The sequence below is a fragment of the Franzmannia qiaohouensis genome (genome assembly GCF_031451695.1).
Taxonomy (GTDB): Bacteria; Pseudomonadota; Gammaproteobacteria; order Pseudomonadales; family Halomonadaceae; genus Franzmannia; species Franzmannia qiaohouensis.
In genome coordinates this window covers 1-13,183 of the sequence record NZ_JARWAM010000013.1, presented here as the reverse complement: position 1 = coordinate 13,183, position 13,183 = coordinate 1, and the positions used below count along the sequence as shown (strand labels likewise).

The following is a 13,183-nucleotide window of genomic DNA, read 5'->3' as shown; positions in this document are numbered from 1 at the left end:
GGGTCAGGCGTCGAGCCCGATGCTCTCGTCTAGGCCGAGGTGGACGTTCATGTTCTGTACCGCGGAGCCGGCCGCGCCCTTGCCGAGGTTGTCGAGGCGCGAGACCAGGCACAGCCGCTCGGCGCTGCCGAACACGAACAGGTCGACGCGGTTGGTCTCGTTGCTGCCCTGGACGTCGAAGAAGCCGCTATCGAGGTTGGCCATGTCGTCGACGCCGTGGACGCGCACGAAGGGCTCGCCGGCATAGCGCTCGCGGTAGGTATCGAGCAGCTGCTCGGCACTGGCCCCGCGCTTCAGGTGCGAGCACTGCAGCGGCACCGTGACCGCCAGCCCCTTGAGGAAGGGGCCGACCACCGGTGAGAACACCGGCGGCTGGGCCAGCCGGCCGTGCTGCTGCATCTCCGGCAGGTGCTTGTGGGCCAGGCCCATGGCATAGGGACGCGGTGCCTGCAGCCGGCCGTCGCGGTCGGCCTCGTAGGTGGCGATCAGCTGCTTGCCGCCGCCGCTGTAGCCGGTCAGCGAGAAGGCCGAGAGCGGGTAGTCGGGCGGCAGCAGGCCGGCGTCGACCAGCGGGCGTACCAGCAGGATGAAGGCGCTGGCGTGGCAGCCGACGTTGGCGATGCGCTTGCTGGCGCGGATCGCGTCGCGCTGGCCAGGTGCCAGCTCGGGCAGCCCGTAGACCCAGGTGGGGTCGGTACGGAAGGCGGTGCTGGCGTCGATCAGGCAGGTATCGGGGTTGTCGACCATCGCCGCGGCCTCGCGGGAGGCGTCGTCCGGCAGGCACAGGAAGGCCACGTCGGCGGCATTCAGCAGGCGCGCTCGCTCGGTCGGATCCTTGCGCTTGTCGCTGTCGATGCGCAGCAGCTCGATGTCGGTGCGTGCGTTGAGGTATTCGAACAGCCGCAGGCCAGTGGTGCCTTCCTGCCCGTCTACGTAGACCTTGAATGCCATGCCCTGGAGTGCCTCGCTTGGGTCGAATCGAGAAATCGAGCCGATATTGTGCTGATTTCGCGGCGTCTTGTCACACCCGGGCACGTACTCTCAGGCGCACATAGTCGGCGCTCCAGTGGCCGGTGTCATCGCGCAGGCTATGCGCGAGCAGCGTCAGGGTGTTCTCCAGAATCGCCTCGCGCACGTCCTCGTCGAGACCGTGCAGGAAGGGATTGGCGAAGGTTTCGAGCCAGCCGGCCATGCCGGTGGGCAGCGCTGTTGGGCGCGGTATCAGTGCGATCTCCTCGACCCGGAAGCCGGCGTTCTCCAGCAACCGGCGGTACTCCTCGGCGGTGGGGAAGTACCAGGGGTGGCGGCCGCGGGCGCTGATGCCGCGGAACTGCAGCGAGGCCAGCAGTGCGGTGCAGATGGCGGCGACGTTGCCGTGGCCGCCGAACTCGGCGACGAAGCGACCGCCGGGCTTGAGCGCGCGCTTGACCCCGGCAATCACTGCCTGGGGCTCGAGCATCCAGTGCAGCGCGGCGTTGCTGAAGACGGCATCGAACTCGTGGTCGAACGGCAGCTGGTGAGCGTCGATCACCTGGGCGGTGATACGCCGTTCACGGGCCGCCTCGACCATCGCCTCGGAGGCGTCGACGCCAAGAACGTCGACGCCGAGCTTGGCCAGGCGCTCGGTGAGGGCGCCGTCGCCGCAGCCGAGGTCGAGGATACGCTCGCCGGCCTGGGGCGCCAGGAGCTTGACCACGTCACTCCCCAGGGTGGGCACGAAGTCGGCGTGGCGTGCGTAATCGTCGGCGTTCCAATGCTGGCCCGGAGCGTCGTGCGGCGGTTTGGTCATGGCCCAGTCTCGTCGGCAGTGTGGTCGAGGCAATATAGCAGTTACGCAGAAAAGCTGACTACGCCGAATAGCCGCCGATTCGAGGCCTTGCACCAACTCAGGTCATGGCGCTGGGTAGCGGGTACTTGGCCATTGCCGCTTCGATCTGCTGCATACTGCTGCGGTGAGCAGGTCGTTGCTCCAGTCGCTGCCAATAGTCCTCGAACTCGGGGCGTCGGTCGATGGTGCCGAACTGCATGCCCCAGCCAATATGGCTGCCAACGTAGATGTCCGCTGCCGAGAAGCGGTCGGCGGCGATATGGTGTTTCCCCCGCACCGCGTCGGCCAGTACGTCCAGGACCGTTTCGATACGCCCGCACCCTAGCTGCATCTCCTGGTCGGGGGTCATCTCCAGGTTGCAGCTCTTGAGGCCGATGGCGGCCTCGAGTGGTCCGGAGGCGAAGAACAGCCAGCGGTAGTAGTCGCCCCGATTCGCCGGTGGGGGAGCCAAGCCGGCCTCGGGAAAGGCGTCGGCAAGATAGGCGCAGATTGCCGCCGCCTCGGTGACCACGACCTCGCCATGCTGGATGGCAGGCACCTTGCCCATCGGGTTGATCGCCAGGTAGTCCGGCGCCTTCATCGAGGCACCGTATTCAAGATATTCCACTCGGTAGGGGACCCCGATCTCTTCCAGCATCCAGTGCACGATGCCGCCGCGCGAGAAGGGATTGGTGTAAAACGTGATGGTTGTTTGCATGATCGACTCCTGTCAGCCGTTGAGGGAGCTTCCAGCATAGGCGAACCGGCTGACAGGTATTGTCAGCAGGGTGCGGGTGAGGGGAGCGTCGCCAGCCATTCGCGTCGGAGCAGATAGCGCCGGCGTGGATAGTGCTCCGGCAACGTTGTGGCCGCTGCGATGCGGTCGGTGCGGAAATGCCGATAGTCATGGCGCAGCTCACACCAGGCTGCGAGGATGCGGCTCGACTCGAAGAAGGTCAGGCTGACCGGCCAGACGACGCGAGTCGAGGCTCTGCCGGCTTCGTCGTGGTAGTCGATCTGCAGCTTACGCTCCTCGCGGATGGCCTGACGGAGGTCCCGCAATGCGACCGCCTGGGGTTTATCCCAGCCCGGCCCGACCAGCAGGGCTTGATCTTCCAGGCGGAGGTGCAGTTCGCGTGGCAGTACTGCCGAGACTTTCGCTAGCACCTCGGCAGCGGCAGCAGCCAATTCACTGTCTGCCCGGCGCTCGACCCATGTCAGTCCCAGTGCCAGGGCTTCCACCTCGTCGGCAGAAAACATCAGGGGTGGCAGCATGAAATCCGGTTGAAGCACATAGCCCAGACCGGGTTCGCCGTCGATCTGGGCCCCTATCGCCTTGAGATCGGCGATGTCGCGGTACAGGGTGCGCAGCGACACGCCCAACTGCTCGGCGAGCAGCTGGCCCCTCACGGGTCGCCGATGGTGACGTAGCAACTGCATCAGGTCGAACATACGCATTGTTCGCGACATGGCGATGAGGGCTCCATTCCCCGGTGGCATGCTGAAGCAGCATAGCGCCTCGGGCTCATGCTGAGCAGCCTGACGTGTCGCTCAGGCTCGATATGCAGTCGCTCTGGGGGTATTCCTGAACGTAACGCCCGGGCTTGATCCAGGGCAATATCCGTGGCGCTGGCGTGTGGCTTGATGGTGGTGTGCCCTGACTCACGTCACAGAGGAGTTGCCCCATGCCCGCCATGATGAAAGCCGCCATTTTCGTCGAGCCCGGCCGCATCGAGATCGACGACAAGCCAGTCCCCGAGATTGGCCCCAACGACGCCCTGATGCGCGTGACAACCACCACCATCTGCGGCACCGATGTGCATATCCTCAAGGGCGAGTATCCGGTGGAGCGTGGCCTGACCATCGGCCACGAGCCGGTGGGGGTGATCGAGAAGCTCGGCGCCAACGTCAAGGGCTACCGCGAAGGACAGCGGGTGATCGCCGGCGCGATCTGCCCGAGTTTTACCTCCTACGCCTGCCAGGACGACTGCTGCGCCCAGGATGGCGGCCACCACGGCCACGGCTACAAGCCGATGGGCGGTTGGCGCTTCGGCAATACCATCGACGGCGCCCAGGCCGAGTACCTGCTGGTACCCGACGCCCAGGCCAACCTCTCGCCGGTGCCCGACGGCCTGAGCGACGAGCAGGTGCTGATGTGCCCGGACATCATGTCCACCGGCTTCGCCGGCGCCGAGGCGGCGGGCATCAAGATTGGCGACACGGTGGCGGTGTTCGCCCAGGGCCCGATCGGCCTGTGTGCCACCGCCGGCGCGCGGCTGCGCGGCGCGGGCTTGATCATTGCGGTGGACGGGGTCGACGAGCGCCTGGCCATGGCCAAGCAGATGGGTGCCGACGTGACCCTGGATTTCCGTAAGGTCGACGTGGTCGAGGAGATCCTCAAACTGACCGGCGGGCGCGGCGTGGATGCCGCCATCGAGGCGCTCGGCCTGCAGCAAACCTTCGAGTCCGCGCTGCGCGTGCTCAAGCCCGGCGGCACCCTGTCGAGCCTCGGCGTCTACTCCGAGGACCTGACCATCCCGCTGGGGGCCTTCTGCGCCGGCCTCGGCGACCACAAGATCGTCACCTCGCTGTGCCCCGGCGGCAAGGAGCGCATGCGCCGGCTGATGAGCATCATCGCCGCCGGCCGCCTCGATCTTGGCCCCATGGTCACCCACCGCTACGCCCTGGAAGATATCGTCGACGCCTACGAGCTGTTTTCTCACCAGCGCGATGGTGTGCTCAAGGTAGCGATCCAGGCGGGCTGAGGATACTCTTAGGCAGTACAGTGCGGGCGGCCGAGTGCCGCCCGCAGGCGTTTGGTCCGCTATCACCGCAGGGAGGCAAGCCCTCCACGCACCCTATTTTCCGCCGACGTTTTCGCCGCCGGCAACCCTTGCCGGGATATCCGCCGTATCGAGCAGTGAGATGGCGCCGTCGTGCGCAAGGCGGCCACGCGATGCTTGCGCTGTCACTGCACAATTACATACAATCAAAAATGTTTGCTAAATTGTGACGATAACTGCAAGGAAATCACATGGTGATGCGCGGATGGTGGGCGGTGGCAGCAGTGGGGTTGGCGGCGACGCCGGCCATGGCGGAAAGCCCGTGGCAGGGCAGCGTCGGCGCCGGCGTGCTGGTAACGCCGGAGTACCTGGGCAGCGATGATTTTCGCACCCGGGTTTGGCCCTCGCTGGAGCTGCGCTACGGCGATGCGTTCTACTTCAATCCGCGTGAAGGCCTTGGCTGGAACGCGGTGAGGGAGGGCAACTGGGTGGTGTCACCCTATCTCGGCTATGCTTTCGGTCGCGACAATCGCGGCGAGTTGGCGGCGTTCGAGGAGGTCGACGGCGGTGCCACCCTGGGGTTGCGCGTCAGCTACGACCAGGGGGCGTGGCGCTACAGCTTGTCCGGGGAGTCGGCGGTCAGCGGTGACGTCAATGGCTCGGAATGGCAGGCCCGCGCCAGCTGGCGAGCGCCCCTCGACGCGCGCACCTTCGTTACCCTTGGCCCCAGCGTGAGCTACTCCAGCGCGAGCTGGACGCGTTCGATGTTTGGCGTCTCGGCCGACGATAGCGCGCGCTCGGGGGTTGAAGCCTATGACCCCGGCAGCGGCTACCTGCGCTATGGGCTGAGCGGCACCATCAACTACGCGTTGACCCCGGCCTGGTCGCTCACCGCACTGGCTGGCGTTACCTACCTGAGCGGTGACGCCGCCGACAGCCCCATTGTCGACGACCTCGGCGATGCGCTGCAGCCGGTAGCCGGGGTCTTCCTCAGCTACCGTTTCTAACTCGCATGCTCAAGGATCGAGACATGACCTATCGCAGACTCTGCTGCTGGCTGGCAGCGGCAGCCCTGGCGGCGCTGCCTGTGACGGCCGCCGCCAACGGCACCTTTACCCTCAAGGTAGAAAACGACTTCCTGGCCAGCAGCGACGATGGCCACTTCACCAGCGGCGTCGAACTCAACTGGACGTTTCGGCCTGACGCTGAGCACTGGAGCCAGCGGGTTGCCGCGCGCTTGCCCGATACGCTGATCGGCCAGGCCGATGCGGTAGCCTACCGGCTGATCCACCAGATCTATACCCCGGATGACATTGAGCAGCGTGGGCTGATCGAGGAGGACCGCCCCTATGCCGGGCTGGTGTTTGGCGGGGTGTCGTTCTACGAGGACGTGGCGCGCGGCGACTGGCGCCAGGCCACCGATCTGCACCTCGACGTGGGCATGGTGGGGCGCTCGTCCCAGGCCGAGCGCATCCAGCGCGAGGCGCACCGCTTCTCGCGCAGCGACCGGCCGCGGGGCTGGGACAACCAGCTCGCCGATGAGCCGATCGTCAACGCCACGCTGCGCCGCCAGTGGTGGCACGAGTCGCCGTTGGCCGGCAAGACCCTGGCCCATGGCCCCAGCGCGGGGCTGGCGCTGGGCAACCTCTATACCTACGCCAGCGGCGGGTACGGGGTGCGCTTCGGCGATGATGCCGCGGGTATTCCCACGGTCACGCCCAATCCGGGCGGTCGCCAGGCGTTCACCCAGCGCTCGGGGCTGCGCTGGTACCTGTTCGCCAGCATCGAGGGCTACTACATGGCCCACAACCTGACCCTCGACGGCAACACCGTGAAGAGCAGCCACTCGGTGGAGCGCCGCGAATGGGTCGGCGATCTGGTGGGGGGCGCGGCGCTGGCCTGGGACGCCTGGCAGCTGAGCTACACCGCGGTGCGGCGTAGCCACGAGTTCGAGGGCCAGACCAGCCACGACGTGTTCGGTGCCGTGACCCTGTCGCGGGATTTTTGATCGTCTGCCTCGCTGGGCTATGATGGCCGACCTTTTGTCATGCCATGGAGCCCCCGATGAGCTTTTACGTCTACCTGTCCGGCGAGATCCACACCGACTGGCGCGATGAGATCCAGCGCGGCGCCGAGGCGCTGGGCCTCGACGTGGTATTCACCTCGGCGGTGACCGACCACGCCACCAGCGATGCCGCCGGCGACCACCTGGGTGAGGAGAGCCAGCCGTTCTGGCGCGACCACAAGTCCTCCAAGGTCAATCTGATCCGTACCAAGACCCTGATTGAACAGAGCGACCTGGTAGTGGTGCGCTTTGGCGACAAGTACAAGCAGTGGAACGCGGCCTTCGATGCCGGCTACTGCGCGGCGCTGGGCAAGCCCTACGTGACCCTGCACGGCGAAGACATCGTGCACCCGCTCAAGGAGGTCGACGCCCAGGCGATGGCCTGGGCCACCAGCACCGACCAGGTGGTCGAGATCCTGCGCTACGTGCTCAAGGCCTGAGGCCAATACCTACCTTGCCGGGTCGATCCGGCCGCCCAGCGAGGCGTTGCGTCGGAACCAGCCGGCGATGCTGGCCCGCGGCAGGCGGGTCGGCAGCACCTCGTGGGGCACCGTCTCGGAGAGAAAGCAGGCGAAGGTGCCGGCCTCCGGGCGCACTCGAGCGACCTCTCGCTGCGAGTCCTGGCTGGCGTAGATCGCCATCTCGCCGCCGCCGTCGGTGGGCCACTCGGGGTTGAGGTAGAGCACCGTGGAGACTACCCGGTTGGCGCGGCCCTGAAAGCTGTCGACATGGGTCTTGTAGAAGCTGCCCGGCGGGTAGCGGGCGAAGTGTGCCTCGAATTCGAACAGCCCGAGATAGAGCGCCTGATTGAGGCTCTGCTGAAGGTCGCCCATGGCCGCCAGGTAGCGGCGCTGGGCCAGGCTCTGGCGGTCGAGCCAGTGGATGGCATCGCCGCGCACGTCGCGGCGCAGGTGGTGCTCGCTGCCGCGGCCGATACCGGCGGCAGCCAGGGCGTCGAGTTCGGCAAGCTGGCTGACCTCGGCGAACAGCGCCTGGCACAGCTCGGCGTCGATGAACGCCTCGCCCACGAACCAGCCCTGGGCAACCAGGGCATCGACCAGCGGCGCCAGCCGCTGCGGGTCGAAGGCGGGGCGGTTCATGGCGTCTTCACTCCGGGAAACCATGGGCGCGGGCGCGGGCCAGCATCACGCTCTTCTTGTTGCCATAGGCCTTGAGCTGGGCCTGGGTGACATGCACGCAGTAGGCCTGCCCCTGGCGGGTGGCCATGCCGGCAAACTCCTCGCGGGCGGTCTGGTAGGCCTGTTCGGCCTGCTCCTGGGTAATCACCAGGTCGTCGTCGCCGGGGTGGCCCTCGATGACCTCCTGAAGGTTCTGTAGATAGAGGGCGCAGCGCATCAGCTGAAAGCCCTTGGCCTTGGTACGCATGAAGAACCACACCAGCAGGGCGGCAACGGCGAGGCTGATCAGAACGGCTTGGGTCATACGGCTCAGTCTTGTTGGTGGTGGGTGGATGATGGTGTTTGACGCGGCCCGCGTCGCGGTGCGCGATGTCGCAGCATGCTGCCCTCGGGGGCGCGGTCGAGGCTCACCGGACAGCCGAAGCCTTCGCTGAGCAGCTCCACCAGCATCATCGCCGAGAGGCCCCAGATCACCTGGCCCTGGGCCTGGTAGCTGGGCACGAAGTAGGGGCGGCCATCGACGGTGATCACGTCGGTGTGACTGCGGCAGTCGTCGAGAAACAGCGCCAGCGGTACCTCGAAGATCGCATCCAGCTCGTTGGGATCCGGGGTCAGCGGCAGATCCGGCGGGATCAGCCCCACGTAGGGGGTGACCTTGAGGCCGTGCAGCGAGACCACCTCGCTGAGCTGGCCGAGCAGCTCGACCTGCCCCCGCGGCAGGGCGATCTCCTCCTGGGACTCGCGCAGCGCGGTGTCCAGCAGGTCGCGGTCCTGGGGCTCGCGCTTGCCGCCGGGAAAGGCTACCTGGCCGCGATGGGTGTTGAGGTGGTCGGCGCGGCGGGTGAACAGCAGCGTCGGCTCACGCCGGGTCACGATCGGGATCAGCACCGCCGCCTCGGGCATGGCGAGTGTCAGGCGTTGAGGTCGGTGTGCTTGCAGGCGCTCGCGCAGTTTCTCTAACATGGGGCATCCGCTGGGTTTCATGTGTTGTACCCAGCTCCCGCACAGGCGTCAAGGCGCTGCGCCCAACGGTGAGTTGCCCTCTACGCCGCGCCGCCGCTGGCCTGACTCGCGCCATGAAGGAGAACCATGAACTTCTGCAGCCACTGTGGCCAGACCGTCCGCTTCGCGATTCCCGAGGGCGATGACCGCCCGCGCTACCTGTGCGACGCCTGTGGCACCATCCACTACCAGAATCCGCGTATCGTTGCCGGCACCCTGCCGGTTAGCGGCAGCCGGGTGCTGCTGTGCCGCCGCGCAATTTCGCCGCGCAAGGGGTACTGGACGCTGCCGGCGGGCTATATGGAGAACGCCGAGACCACCGTCGAGGCGGCGGCCCGCGAGACCCGCGAAGAGGCCTGCGCCGAGGTGGCCATTCATGGCCTCTACACGCTGATCAACCTGCCGCATATCAACCAGGTCTACATGATGTTCCGTGCCGATCTCGAGGGCGGCTTCGACGCCGGTCCGGAGAGCCTCGAGGTAGCGCTGTTCGAGGAACACGAGATCCCCTGGGACGAGCTGGCCTTCCCGACCATCGAGCGCACCCTGCGCCACTTCTATAGCGACCGCCGCGACGGCGTCTATCCGCTGCATATCAGCGACGTCACCGCCGAGGACCGCGAGCGCTACTTCGGCTCGGCCTGAATCACTCCCGCTCGATGCTGAACGGCGACCAGCTCTGGCTGGTGGGCATGATCTCGAGGCGGTTGATATTGATGTGCTCGGGCAGGGTGGCGACGTAGAACACCTGGGCGGCGATATCCTCGGCCTGCAGCGGGTTGGCGCCGTCGTAGAGCGCCTTTGAGGCCTCTTGATCACCCTTGGAGCGGACCAGCATGAACTCGGTCTCGGCCAGGCCCGGGGCGACGTCGGTGACGCGTACGCCGCTGCCCTTGAGGTCGCAGCGCAGGTTGTAGCTGAACTGCTGCACGAAAGCCTTGGTGGCGCCGTAGACATGGCTGCCAGGGTAGGGGTAGCTGCCTGCCACCGAGCCGATATTGACGATGCTGGCGCCCTTGCCGGTGGCGATCAGCAGCGGCAGCGCGGCGTGGGTCACGTTGACCAGGCCGGTGATGTTGGTGTCGATCATGGTGTGCCAGTCGTTGAGATCGACGCGTTGGGCCGGTTCCAGGGCCAGCGCCAGGCCGGCATTGTTGACCAGGCAGGTGATCTCGCGCCACCGGGCATCGAGGCCGTCGATGGCGGCTTTTACCGCCTCGGCGTCGCGCACGTCGAGGGTCAGGGTAAGGATATCGACCTTGGTGCCAAGCTCGCTTTCGAGTGCTTTCAGCCGCTCGCTGCGCCGGCCGGTGAGTATCAGCGACCAGCCGGCCTCGGCGAAGCGATAGGCGGTGGCGCGGCCGAAGCCGGAGGTGGCGCCGGTGATCAGGGCGATAGGCATACAGGACTCCTCGTTTACTGGGCGCCGGTGCTTGGCACCATTGGCGCGTTGTGGATATCGGTCAGCTTTGTATGATGACGACAAAGCATCCACCGGCCTAGAGGGTTATCGATCCGTGGACAAGTTCGAGGTGAAACTGGATCAGGCGGCGCGTGCCGCCTGGATGTCCTACGTTGGCGGCATCACCCAGGACGAGATCGCCAGCCAGCTGGGAGTGTCGCGCCCGGGAGTGCAGCGGCTGCTGGCGCTGGCGCGCCAGGAGGGGCTGATCAAGGTGCACATCGATCACCCTATCGCCGCTTGCATGACCCTGGCCAGCGCCATTCGCGAGCGTTTCGGGCTCGACTACTGCGACGTGGTGCCGGCCGAGGCCAGCGCCCCGGAAGGTGCTGCCTACTACCTGGCGGTGGCCGGCGCCGAGCGGGTAGCTCGGCTGGTCGAGCGCAGCGAGCCGCTGACCCTGTCGCTGGGCACCGGCCGCTCGGTGCGCGCCACCGTGGAAGCGCTAAGCCGCATCGAGCGCCCCCAGCACCGCTTCGTATCGCTGGTTGGCAACGTCGCTCGCGACGGCTCCTCCAACCGCTACGACGGGGTGATGGTGCTGGCCGACAAGACCGGCGGCCAGCGCTTCCTGCTGCCCTCGCCGGTGGTGGCAAGCACGGTGGAGGAGAAGGCATCGCTGCAGCAGCAGCCGCTGTTCCAGGCCATCACCCAGGTCGCCCTGGAGGCCGAGGCGGCGTTCATCGGGGTAGGGCGCATCGACCGACAGGCCACGCTGTTCCAGGATCACTTCATCTCCGAGGCTGAGCTCGACGAACTGCTCGGCATGCAGGCGGTAGGCGAGCTGCTGGGCTGGCCGATGACCGCCGACGGCGAGGTGGTCGAGTGTTCGATCACCCGTCGCGTCACCAGCCTGCCGCTGGAGATGTTCCGCAGCCAGCCGATCGTCGCGCTGGCCGGGGGACGCGAAAAGGCACCGGCGATTCTCGCCGCGCTGCGCGGTGGCTGGCTCAGGGGACTGGTCACCGATCAGCTGGCGGCAAGGCATATCGTCGATACCCGGTTTGCCTGAATTCACTTACCAGGGATAAGGCCAGAGCGAGCAAGAGCTCTATGACTTTTACGTGCCTACCTCGTTGTTTGCTCGGCACTGCCATGAGGTTCACCGCCTGCCAGGTGACTGACGGAACTGAGCACGCGAATAAAGCTTTTCAGTTACCATATCAATCTAGCGTCTTGACATACGGGTAGTACATGACTAAACGCAGCCAGGTAACGATTACCGATATTGCCAGGCATGTAGGCCTGACCAACATGACGGTGTCGCGTGCCTTGAATAAACCCGATAAGGTCAAGCCAGAAACACGTGAGAAGATACTGGCTGCTGCAAGGGAACTGGGCTATGTACCGAATGCCTTTGCCAGCCATCTGCGGAGTCGCAAGAATAGACTGATCGGCCTGGTCACGGCTAGCGTGGATAATCCCTTCTACAGTGAGGTGATCAAGGCAGTTTCCCGTGCGGCCGAGGAGCGTGACTACACCATCATGCTGATCGATACCGATGGCTCGCCGGAGCGGGAGGAAGTGGCGATCGAAACCCTGCTCAGTTATCAGGTGGCTGGAATCATCCTCTCGCCCGTCTCCGACGCTGCCGACTATCGCCCCGCGTATCTCGACCGGTTGCGTGCTACCCGCTTGCCAGTGGTAATGCTGGATCGCACCTTGAACGTGCCGGATTTCAGCCGTGCGGTGCTGGACAACCGCCTTGCCGGGAGTCTGCTTGGTGAGCTGCTGGTGAAGAAGGATATTCGCCGGGTGCTGGCTTTGACGGGCCCGCGTGGATCGCGTATCACCCAAGACCGGCTGAGCGGCCTAAAGACAGCCTTTGACGCAGCGGGAGTCTCTCTCACGGTGGAACAGCGCCCCGGGGACTACACCCTGCAGCCAGCCTACCGTGACATGGCTGATTACCTACGCCAGGGTAAGCTCCCCGACGCCGTTTTTGGCTTCAATCAGTTGATTACCTTGGGCGCCATGCGCGCCCTGCATGATGCCCGTGTGTCCCGGGATGAGGTGATGGTAGTGGGTGTTGATCGTTTGCCTTATGCCGACATCTTCGAAGTATCAGTGCCTTGTGCTGCCCATGACACCTACCGCTTAGGGCACGAGGCGTTCCGCATGCTCTTTGAACAGATCGAGGACCCCACGGCCACTGGCCGTGAGGTCGTGATCTCCGCCACACTGATATCCTCAGGCGACAACTGACTCGTCGTCAGCATGTGTCGCGCATCGCCCTCTCGACCTCGGCGACCACTTGGTCGACGGTGAAACCGAAGTGGGCGAAGAGGTCTTCCGCCTTGCCGGATTCACCGAAGGTGCGCATGCCGATCACGTGGCCATCCAGTCCCACATACTTGTACCAGTAGTCGGCATGGCTGGCTTCGATGGCGATGCGCTGGGTCACGCTGCGCGGCAGCACGCTCTCGCGGTAGTCGGCGTCCTGCTCGTCGAAGGTGCTGGTGGAGGGGAGCGACACCACGCGTACGGCGCGGCCCTTGGCCTCCAGCTCGGCGGCGGCGTCCATGGCCAGGCCAACCTCGGAGCCGGTGGCGATCAGGATCAGCTCCGGGGTGCCCTGGCTGTCCTTGAGGACGTACCCACCGCGCTGGATATTGGCCAGCTGTGCCTTGTCGCGCTGCTGGTGGGGCAGGTTCTGGCGCGACAGCACCAGCGCGGTGGGGCCGCTATGCCGCTTGAGGGCGGCATCCCAGGCGGCGGCGGTCTCCACCGCATCGGCGGGGCGCCAGGTCGCCAGATTGGGCGTCGAGCGCAGTGCCCCGAGCTGTTCGATGGGCTGGTGGGTGGGGCCATCCTCGCCCAGGCCGATGGAGTCGTGGGTGAAGACGTAGATCGCCTGCTGATTCATGATCGCCGCCATGCGCACGGCGTTGTGCATGTACTCCATGAAGGTCAGGAAGGTCGCGC

General features: G+C 65.9%; 16 protein-coding genes. 7 read left to right on the top strand and 9 right to left on the bottom strand.

The features are described 5' to 3' along the window. Window positions 1-3 precede the first annotated feature (3 nt). From argC to QC821_RS16565, 4 genes are all read right to left on the bottom strand, one after another. Complete coding sequence (argC, locus tag QC821_RS16580) at window positions 4-951, bottom strand: N-acetyl-gamma-glutamyl-phosphate reductase (RefSeq protein WP_309723862.1); 948 nt, start codon at window positions 949-951, stop codon at window positions 4-6. Between the two features lie 70 nt (window positions 952-1,021). Then, a complete protein-coding gene (locus QC821_RS16575; protein WP_309723861.1) occupies window positions 1,022-1,789 on the bottom strand; it encodes a class I SAM-dependent methyltransferase in 768 nt (255 codons plus the stop codon). A gap of 97 nt (window positions 1,790-1,886) precedes the next feature. Further along, window positions 1,887-2,525 (bottom strand): glutathione S-transferase family protein, encoded by a 639-nt coding sequence (locus QC821_RS16570; protein ID WP_309723859.1) that lies wholly within the window; start codon window positions 2,523-2,525, stop codon window positions 1,887-1,889. 62 nt (window positions 2,526-2,587) lie between these two features. Further along, the gene (locus QC821_RS16565; protein ID WP_309723857.1) at window positions 2,588-3,259 is read right to left on the bottom strand and encodes a helix-turn-helix transcriptional regulator; all 672 of its coding nucleotides are present in this window, start codon (window positions 3,257-3,259) and stop codon (window positions 2,588-2,590) included. Window positions 3,260-3,492: 233 nt separating this feature from the next. Between QC821_RS16565 and QC821_RS16560 the strand changes: the two genes are divergently transcribed. The 4 genes from QC821_RS16560 (at window position 3,493) to QC821_RS16545 (ending at window position 7,095) form a co-directional block, all read left to right on the top strand. Then, entirely contained in the window at window positions 3,493-4,572 is a 1,080-nt protein-coding gene (locus QC821_RS16560; RefSeq protein WP_309723856.1) for an NAD(P)-dependent alcohol dehydrogenase, read from the top strand. A 269-nt stretch (window positions 4,573-4,841) separates the two neighbouring features. Then, on the top strand, window positions 4,842-5,597 hold the full coding sequence (locus QC821_RS16555) for a MipA/OmpV family protein (RefSeq protein WP_309723855.1): 756 nt from the start codon (window positions 4,842-4,844) through the stop codon (window positions 5,595-5,597). 23 nt (window positions 5,598-5,620) lie between these two features. Then, window positions 5,621-6,598 (top strand): lipid A deacylase LpxR family protein, encoded by a 978-nt coding sequence (locus QC821_RS16550; RefSeq protein WP_309723854.1) that lies wholly within the window; start codon window positions 5,621-5,623, stop codon window positions 6,596-6,598. A 56-nt stretch (window positions 6,599-6,654) separates the two neighbouring features. Continuing rightward, window positions 6,655-7,095, top strand: a complete 441-nt coding sequence (locus QC821_RS16545) for a YtoQ family protein (RefSeq protein WP_309723852.1) — start codon at window positions 6,655-6,657, stop codon at window positions 7,093-7,095. A 9-nt stretch (window positions 7,096-7,104) separates the two neighbouring features. Here QC821_RS16545 and QC821_RS16540 read toward each other — a convergent pair whose 3' ends face one another. The 3 genes from QC821_RS16540 to QC821_RS16530 are packed head-to-tail and all read right to left on the bottom strand — an operon-like array spanning window position 7,105 to window position 8,757. Further along, window positions 7,105-7,755 (bottom strand): 2OG-Fe(II) oxygenase, encoded by a 651-nt coding sequence (locus QC821_RS16540; RefSeq protein WP_309723850.1) that lies wholly within the window; start codon window positions 7,753-7,755, stop codon window positions 7,105-7,107. Window positions 7,756-7,762: 7 nt separating this feature from the next. Further along, a complete protein-coding gene (locus QC821_RS16535) occupies window positions 7,763-8,098 on the bottom strand; it encodes a hypothetical protein (RefSeq protein WP_309723849.1) in 336 nt (111 codons plus the stop codon). 5 nt (window positions 8,099-8,103) lie between these two features. Further along, window positions 8,104-8,757, bottom strand: a complete 654-nt coding sequence (locus tag QC821_RS16530) for a CoA pyrophosphatase (protein WP_309723847.1) — start codon at window positions 8,755-8,757, stop codon at window positions 8,104-8,106. 126 nt (window positions 8,758-8,883) lie between these two features. Here QC821_RS16530 and QC821_RS16525 point away from each other — a divergent pair, with 126 nt between their 5' ends. Further along, complete coding sequence (locus QC821_RS16525) at window positions 8,884-9,441, top strand: NUDIX hydrolase (RefSeq protein WP_309723845.1); 558 nt, start codon at window positions 8,884-8,886, stop codon at window positions 9,439-9,441. Between the two features lies 1 nt (window position 9,442). Here the strand turns inward: QC821_RS16525 and QC821_RS16520 are convergent, their stop codons facing one another. Then, complete coding sequence (locus QC821_RS16520; RefSeq protein WP_309723844.1) at window positions 9,443-10,198, bottom strand: SDR family NAD(P)-dependent oxidoreductase; 756 nt, start codon at window positions 10,196-10,198, stop codon at window positions 9,443-9,445. Window positions 10,199-10,313: 115 nt separating this feature from the next. Between QC821_RS16520 and QC821_RS16515 the strand changes: the two genes are divergently transcribed. Both QC821_RS16515 and QC821_RS16510 read left to right on the top strand, forming a co-directional pair. Next, a complete protein-coding gene (locus QC821_RS16515; RefSeq protein WP_309723842.1) occupies window positions 10,314-11,270 on the top strand; it encodes a sugar-binding transcriptional regulator in 957 nt (318 codons plus the stop codon). Between the two features lie 182 nt (window positions 11,271-11,452). Then, window positions 11,453-12,463: a LacI family DNA-binding transcriptional regulator gene (locus QC821_RS16510; RefSeq protein ID WP_309723840.1), complete on the top strand. Its 1,011-nt coding sequence runs from the start codon at window positions 11,453-11,455 to the stop codon at window positions 12,461-12,463. A gap of 7 nt (window positions 12,464-12,470) precedes the next feature. Here QC821_RS16510 and QC821_RS16505 read toward each other — a convergent pair. Continuing rightward, the coding region (locus QC821_RS16505; RefSeq protein WP_309723838.1) for a transketolase-like TK C-terminal-containing protein at window positions 12,471-13,183 on the bottom strand (713 nt) is incomplete at its 5' end.

Coding starts and splice junctions, on each gene's coding strand:
- argC (WP_309723862.1), bottom strand. CDS start 951: ATGGCATTCAAGGTCTACGTAGACGGGCAGGAAGGCACCACTGGCCTG.
- QC821_RS16575 (WP_309723861.1), bottom strand. CDS start 1,789: ATGACCAAACCGCCGCACGACGCTCCGGGCCAGCATTGGAACGCCGAC.
- QC821_RS16570 (WP_309723859.1), bottom strand. CDS start 2,525: ATGCAAACAACCATCACGTTTTACACCAATCCCTTCTCGCGCGGCGGC.
- QC821_RS16565 (WP_309723857.1), bottom strand. CDS start 3,259: ATGTTCGACCTGATGCAGTTGCTACGTCACCATCGGCGACCCGTGAGG.
- QC821_RS16560 (WP_309723856.1), top strand. CDS start 3,493: ATGCCCGCCATGATGAAAGCCGCCATTTTCGTCGAGCCCGGCCGCATC.
- QC821_RS16555 (WP_309723855.1), top strand. CDS start 4,842: ATGGTGATGCGCGGATGGTGGGCGGTGGCAGCAGTGGGGTTGGCGGCG.
- QC821_RS16550 (WP_309723854.1), top strand. CDS start 5,621: ATGACCTATCGCAGACTCTGCTGCTGGCTGGCAGCGGCAGCCCTGGCG.
- QC821_RS16545 (WP_309723852.1), top strand. CDS start 6,655: ATGAGCTTTTACGTCTACCTGTCCGGCGAGATCCACACCGACTGGCGC.
- QC821_RS16540 (WP_309723850.1), bottom strand. CDS start 7,755: ATGAACCGCCCCGCCTTCGACCCGCAGCGGCTGGCGCCGCTGGTCGAT.
- QC821_RS16535 (WP_309723849.1), bottom strand. CDS start 8,098: ATGACCCAAGCCGTTCTGATCAGCCTCGCCGTTGCCGCCCTGCTGGTG.
- QC821_RS16530 (WP_309723847.1), bottom strand. CDS start 8,757: ATGTTAGAGAAACTGCGCGAGCGCCTGCAAGCACACCGACCTCAACGC.
- QC821_RS16525 (WP_309723845.1), top strand. CDS start 8,884: ATGAACTTCTGCAGCCACTGTGGCCAGACCGTCCGCTTCGCGATTCCC.
- QC821_RS16520 (WP_309723844.1), bottom strand. CDS start 10,198: ATGCCTATCGCCCTGATCACCGGCGCCACCTCCGGCTTCGGCCGCGCC.
- QC821_RS16510 (WP_309723840.1), top strand. CDS start 11,453: ATGACTAAACGCAGCCAGGTAACGATTACCGATATTGCCAGGCATGTA.